Here is a 5242-nt window from a genome sequence, read left to right as displayed (position 1 = left end):
GGCGGGAGGGACGGTGGACATGAGCAGGCGGGATTCTAGACGGCTTCCGGCCCGCGCGGGCTGTCTGTCGGTGCAGGCCGTGCCCGGCAGGTGGGTAGCCGGGCACGGCGCGTCAAAAGCGTGCGTGCCAGTTTGTTTTCTCGCGGTGCGAGACGCCCGCGACGTCCGCGGGTTGGGATACTTCAGGATGAAAGCATCGCGGTGGCCCAGGTGGGCGCCAAGACAACGGCCGCCCTCCCCATGATGGGAAGGACGGCCGTGTCAGGACTTCGGTGCGGATGCGGCGTCAGTCGCCTTCGTAGATGCCGATGAGGCCCGGGGTGACGACGCCGGTCTTCGCGTTCTTGGTGCCCTCGAAGGAGACGAGGACGCGGCGCTTGCCGGCGGAGCGGTCGAACTGGATGTCGGACACGCTGCTGACGGAGGTGAGCACGTTGCCGAAGACGTCACCGCTGTACTTCACCGTGCCGCCGCCCTTCAGGCGCGTGATGCCGCCCCACCAGTTGGCGCCCACCCAGAGGCTTCCATCCCACGGGTCCGTCGCCACGGAAGAGGTCGGGGCCATCGCGGGGTTGCTGCCGCTGGCGGGCGCGTAGTTGACCAGGTCCTGCATCACCTTGGTCTCCACGGCTCCGTCGGCGCTCAGGCGGGCGAGGCCGAAGTAGAAGGAGCTCACCCACACGCCGCCGTTGGACGCCGGAGCCATGCCGGAGACGTTGTCGTCCACGCGCTGCGCAGCGGTGGGGTAGTTCGGCACGGCGTCAGGCCAGATGTCGAAGCGGTTCCATTCGTAGCCCGCGTCTTCCGTCTCGCTCTGGGCCGACCAGTAGTCGTCCCCGTTGGTGCCGTAGCGGAAGCGCGTGGAGCGGATCTGCCCGCCGAAGAAGACGTCGTGATTCTCCGTGATGGAGACGCCGTAGTAGCGGTCCGAGAGCAGCTCGCCCTTGGAGCCGGAGATGGCGGGGTGCACGTGCTCATAGAGTCCCGCGCACTCGAACTCCCACTTGAAGCCTTCGGTGTTCCAGGGGCGCGGATCCCAGCAGTACGACGGGACGATGCCGTTGAACTTCGCGTCGCCCATGGCGAAGCCGTGGTTGCCGCCGAACCAGACGACCTCCTTCACCGGGTCGTAGGCGATGCGGTAGACGGTGCAGAGCTTCTCGCGGCCACGCAGCTCCGCGCCCACCTTCTTGGGGCCGGTGTGGATGTCGTAGTGCACGACATCAATCGTGCCGTCCGCCTTGAGCATCACCTTGTCCGCGTCACCGCTCTTGTAGACGCTGGCGTCCGGCTCGCGGTGCGCGTTCTCCGCCTGATCCCATTCGTCCTCGCAGGTGGGCATGCCCGCCTTGGGCGGCTTGCCGGCGTAGCCGACGAACACCGTTCCGTCAGGGCCACCCGCCACGGAGATGACCTTGAGGTACGGCACTCCCGGCGGAGGACCACCCACTCCGTCGCGCATGCGGCCGAAGGGATGCAGTCCGTCGGACATCGTGAAGCGCTGGATGGAATTGGAGCCCTTCTTGATGAGGAACAGACCCTCCTCGCCGCCCGCGACCCAGACGTTGCCGCCCTGGTCCGCGGAGATGCCGTAGACGTAGCGCGGCGCGCCCTTCTCCTGGTTGTAGAACGTCCATCCCGGCGCTGAGGGCAGGGGATAGGTCTGCACCTGCTCTGGCATGCCCGCATCGGTGCCGGCATCCGTGCCCGCGTCGGTACCGGTTCCCGCGTCCGTGCCCGTGCCCGCATCCGTCCCGGTGCCCGCGTCGGTTCCAGCATCCGTGCTCGTCCCGGCGTCCGTGCCCGCATCCACTTCACCCGTGCCCGCGTCCGGCAACTGCGGATCCTCCACGGGCGTCACCGGCACCACCGGGTCATCCACCTGTCGCGTGTCGCCGTCGTCCCCGCCGCAGCCCGTCCACCCCAGCGCTCCCACCAGGAGGAGCGCTCCCGTCCACCGCCACCCGTGCCTCATATGCCGACCACCTCACACTGGGCCGGAGGAAGGTCCCCCGGCACGAAGCCATTGTTCGTGGCCATCAAGGCAAGGAGGGTGCCAGCCCCGGAGGGCCGGCCACCGTTGGGCCGTCGCCGGTGGGCGTCCGTTGCTCGACAGGGCGTGGGCAACCGTTTGCCCATTGTGTGAACGCCGGGGTCCCGGAGCGGCCCCCAACCGTGCTAGGGCCTGGGCAATGGCAGGCAACGACGCACGCGGCCGCACCCCGCTGTCCCTCGTGGGACAGGAGCCGGACCTCGTCTTCTACACACGGCAGGCCGCCGAACACGGCGGGCCCGTGCTCGTGCTGGGCGCCGCCAACGGCAGGGTGCCCTGGTCGCTCGCGGGCCACGGCTTCTCCACCGTCGGTGTGGACCCCTCCGAGGCGATGATCCGCTCCGCCGAGGAGCGCCGCGCCTCCGAATCGCCGGACGTCTCCGAGCGCACGCGCCTCATCGCCGCCGACCCCCGCGCGCTGCGGCTGCCGGAGCAGTTCCCCCTGGTGCTCGCCCCTCAGCACGCGCTGGGCCTGATGTCCGGCCGCGATGACCTGGAGGCGTTCCTCGCCACCGTGCGCCACCACCTGGCCCCCGGCGGCACCTTCATCTATGACGTGCTCAACGCCCCGCGCGAACCCGTGCTGCCTCGCGACGACGACGAGCCCGGCGCCGCCGTGGAGCCTCGCCGCCCCCTCTTCGCGCTGCACCTGCGCGAGCGGCGTCCGGCCGGCGGACAGAGCCCCATCCGCCGCCTCAAGCTGAAGCACTTCCTGCCGGAGGAACTGGAGACCGCCCTCACCGCCAGCGGCCTCACCCTTCGCGAGCGCTTCGGCCGCTTCGACGGCAAGCCCTTCGACCTGGAGGACCTGCGCCAGATTGGCGTCGCCGGGACCTGAGCGGCGTTCACCGCTCGAAGCGGTAGCCCAGTCCTCGCACGGTGAGGAAGTGCCGGGGCGCTTCCGGATCCGACTCGAACTTCAGCCGCAGCTGGCGCATGAAGTTGTCCACCGTGCGCGCGCTGCCCTCGTAGTGGTAGCCCCACGCGCCGGACAGCAGCTCCTCCCGGGTGAAGGTGCGGCCCGGGTGCGCCAGGAAGTGCGCCAGCAGCTTGAACTCCTGCGCCGTCAGCTCCACCTGCTGTCCATCGCGCGCCACCGTGCGCTGGGACAGGTCCACCCTCACGTCCCCGAACGTCACCGGCGGCGGCGTGATGCCCGTGGCCCCGAACCGGCGGCGCAGCACCGCCTTGATGCGCGCGAGCAGCTCCTGGAGCCCGAAGGGCTTCACCACGTAGTCGTCCGCGCCCAGGTTGAGGCCCAATATCTTGTCCGACTCCTGGCCCCGCGCGGACAGCACCACCACCGGCGTGTCACGGCCGCGCTGGCGCAGCTCGCGGATGACTTCGTAGCCGTTCAGCTCCGGCAGCATCAGGTCCAGCACCAGCAGGTCCGGTGCCTCGTCCAGCGCCTTGGCCAGGCCCGTGCGGCCGTCCTGGGCCTGGAGCACTTCGTAGCCCTCGAAGCGCAGGTTCATGGACACGCCGGTGAGGATGGACAGGTCGTCCTCCACCACCAGGATGCGCTGGGGCTTCTCCTCTTGAGGGACGGACGTGCTCATGCGCGGCTCACCGGGAGCTGGAGGGTGAAGCAGCTGCCCTGGCCGGGCTCGCTCTTCACGGTGATGCGGCCGCCGTGCGCGTCCACGATGCGCCTGCTGATGGCGAGCCCCAGGCCGCTGCCCTCCGTCTTGCGCGTGAGCAGGTTGTCCACCCGGTAGAAGCGCTCGAAGATGCGCTTGCGGTCCTTCTTGGCGATGCCCACTCCGTTGTCCTCCACCGACAGGTTCACGTGTCCGCCGTCTCTCTGTGCCCGGAGGGCGATTCTGCGGTGGGTGGGCCCACTGTACTTGTAGGCATTCTGCAACAGGTTGAGCAGCGCGCCCGCCACGGCGACCCGGTCCACGTCGACATGGGGGAGCCCGTCGTCCACCTTCACGGTGAACTCCATGCCGTCGCCGTGGCGCTGCGTGCGGAAGGCCACCACCGCCGCGTCCACCACGTCCGTCACCGGCAGGGACTCGCGCTGGTACACCTTGCGGCCGCTCTCGATGCGCGCCCAGTCCAGCACCCGCTCGATGAGGTCCGACAGGCGCTCGGTCTCCTTCGTGAGCAGGTCCAGCACCTCCTGCTGCTGCGCCGGGTCCTTCAGCCGGCCCAGGGCCAGCGTCTCGATGAACATCCGGATGGAGGTGAGCGGCGTGCGCAGCTCATGGCTCACCAGCGACACGAAGTCCGTCTTCATGCGCGACAGGCGCGCCTCGCGGTAGAGCACGCGGGCCGTGTAGCCCACGCCGAAGGTGAGCGTCAGGTAGAACAGGCCCAGCAGCACGCCGTACACGGCGCGGTTGCGCGTGGACGCGCTCGCCACCGGATCCTCGCCCATGGGCAGCACCACCAGGCGGAAGTCCTGCAACGGCGCGGACAGCACCCGCTCCGCGAGCACCGGCTGCCCCAGCGCGTTCTGCCGGGCCTGGGCCACCTCCGACATCAGCCGGTTGACGAGCCCGCCCTCGCTGGACGTGTCGCGCGGCACGGGCAGCAGCGTGAAGCGCACGGGCTCCGACGTGGCCCGGCCCTGCGCCTTGTCCGACAGGAGCGAGTCCAACGCCACGCCCGACAGCCGCACGCCCCGCACGGTGGCGCCCTGGCGCTCGGCGGCCACCATCACCGCGCGGCCGCTCGTGGAGAGCGAGAAGACGGTGGGCACGGTGGGCAGCGAAGCGGCTTCCGGCACCAGCGCCGCCAGGGACTCCGCCAGCTGCGGGTCCTTCGTGCGCACCAGACCGTTCTCCACGTGGAAGGTGCCGTCCGGGTCGGACAGCTCCTGGTCATCCGGCAGGAGGAAGGCCAGCCGCTCGCTGCCCACGCGCTCCAAGCGTCCGCTGTTGAGCGCGCGAGGCACCTCCGCGGACAGGTCCGCCAGCGTCCCCCGCCACGCGGCCTCCAGGCGTTTCTCCACCGCGGCGCGCTCGTTGATGATGGCCACGACGCCGAAGCCGGACAGGCCGGCCGACGGCAGCACGACCAGCAGGATGAGCAGCGCGAACGTGCGTCGGAAGCTGAGGATGACGGGCGCGGGACGAGACACGGCCCCCCGTGTCTACACGCGACGGCGGCCGGGTGCTCGCGGCTTTTGGGGGAGGGGGGAGTCTTCCCGACATTGTCCGGAGGCGCACGGCGGGTGGAGAG

The 5242-nt window shown here is 70.2% G+C and carries 4 protein-coding genes; 1 reads left to right on the top strand and 3 read right to left on the bottom strand.

Annotated features, from left to right (window positions below; translation table 11 throughout):
- Positions 1-286 precede the first annotated feature (286 nt).
- Positions 287-1975, bottom strand: coding sequence for a hypothetical protein (locus D7Y15_RS42040; RefSeq protein ID WP_121756072.1), 1689 nt, complete (start codon positions 1973-1975; stop codon positions 287-289).
- 217 nt (positions 1976-2192) lie between these two features.
- On the opposite strand from D7Y15_RS42040, the gene D7Y15_RS42035 reads away from it, so the two are divergent.
- Positions 2193-2891 (top strand): bifunctional 2-polyprenyl-6-hydroxyphenol methylase/3-demethylubiquinol 3-O-methyltransferase UbiG, encoded by a 699-nt coding sequence (locus tag D7Y15_RS42035; protein ID WP_120581424.1) that lies wholly within the window; start codon positions 2193-2195, stop codon positions 2889-2891.
- Positions 2892-2898: 7 nt separating this feature from the next.
- Here D7Y15_RS42035 and D7Y15_RS42030 read toward each other — a convergent pair whose 3' ends face one another.
- Positions 2899-3612 carry a response regulator transcription factor gene (locus D7Y15_RS42030; protein ID WP_121756071.1) on the bottom strand — a complete coding sequence of 238 codons (714 nt, stop codon included), beginning with the start codon at positions 3610-3612 and terminating at the stop codon, positions 2899-2901.
- Positions 3609-5141 carry a cell wall metabolism sensor histidine kinase WalK gene (locus tag D7Y15_RS42025; RefSeq protein WP_121756070.1) on the bottom strand — a complete coding sequence of 511 codons (1533 nt, stop codon included), beginning with the start codon at positions 5139-5141 and terminating at the stop codon, positions 3609-3611. The genes D7Y15_RS42030 and D7Y15_RS42025 overlap by 4 nt, the downstream gene beginning before the upstream one ends.
- Between the last annotated feature and the right edge of the window lie 101 nt (positions 5142-5242).

This window comes from Corallococcus sp. AB030 (genome assembly GCF_003668965.1).
Lineage (GTDB): Bacteria > Myxococcota > Myxococcia > Myxococcales > Myxococcaceae > Corallococcus > Corallococcus exiguus.
Note: the sequence above shows the minus strand (reverse complement) of the source record. Positions and strands in the feature narration are given on the sequence as shown.